This window comes from Oleiphilus sp. HI0086 (genome assembly GCF_001635225.1).
Map to the genome: position 1 here is coordinate 1 of NZ_LWFZ01000797.1, position 1125 is coordinate 1125.

1 protein-coding gene is annotated in these 1125 nt (G+C 44.6%); it reads left to right on the top strand.

What is annotated here, in order from left to right; all coding sequences use genetic code 11:
• Positions 1-168 precede the first annotated feature (168 nt).
• Positions 169-1068, top strand: a complete 900-nt coding sequence (locus A3756_RS14085) for an MBL fold metallo-hydrolase (RefSeq protein WP_068553720.1) — start codon at positions 169-171, stop codon at positions 1066-1068.
• The last annotated feature ends 57 nt before the right edge of the window (positions 1069-1125 follow it).

Below are 1125 nucleotides of genomic sequence, written 5' to 3' on the forward strand. Positions count from 1 at the left end.
ATTGTAGCCAGAGTCTTCTACTGTTAACTGGCCGTGAGGTTCGGGGAAGGTTCATGTGAGGAGTGGAACTCCTTGCCTAGCTTAACTGAGTGATGGCTTCCTCAAAACATATATACATTTTAGGCCTTGATTTTGTATGCTTGGAATAACGAGTCTAAGGATAAGAGCATGTTAAAAATAAAATTTATCGGTGGTGCTGGTACAGTTACAGGTTCCAAATACCTTCTGACTATAAACGACAAGAAAGTCCTGGTTGACTGCGGTATGTTTCAAGGGGTAAAAAACCTACGAGACAAGAACTGGCAACCGTTTCCGATCGATGCCTCAAGTCTCGACGTTATCTTACTGACTCATGGGCATGTAGATCATAGTGGTTATATTCCTGCTCTTAAGAAGGCCGGATTCAAGGGTGTAATCTATTGTAGTAGTGGTACCTTAGACCTGTGTGGTGTGCTTCTACCTGACGCCGGTTTCCTTCAGGAAGAAGATGCTCGCTACGCAAATCGAAAAAGATTCTCTAAGCACTCTCCTGCGTTGCCTCTTTATACGGAAGAGGATGCGAACGCATCGCTGGAATTATTTGAACCTGTCTCGATGAATAAGGAAATAGAGATCCTTAAAGGGGTGAAGGTTGAATTCAAGCCGGTTGGGCATATCCTGGGTGCCGCCTCTATTCGACTTAGCGCCTTGGGAAGAAGCATAACCTTTAGTGGAGACGTTGGTCGCTCTGATGACTTGGTAATGAAAGCGCCTCAAAAGCTAAGTGAAACAGATTACTTGGTGGTAGAGTCGACTTATGGTGATCGACTACATGAAGATATCGATGCCTTTGCATTCTTTGAAGAAATCATCAATAAAACCAGTAAGCGCGGTGGCATTGTCTTGATGCCTTCCTTTGCGGTTGGCCGTACGCAAATTAATCTTCATATTCTTCAAGAGCTTAAGAAACAGGGGCGAATACCTGACTTACCCATATTTCTCAATAGCCCCATGGCGATTACGGCGACCGAGATCTATTGTCGGCACAATAAAGAGCACAAGCTTAGTGCCAGCCAGTGTGCTGAATAGACCATGGAACTCATTTTGTACGCACCGCTGAAGAGTCTATCGCACTTAATGGCAGTT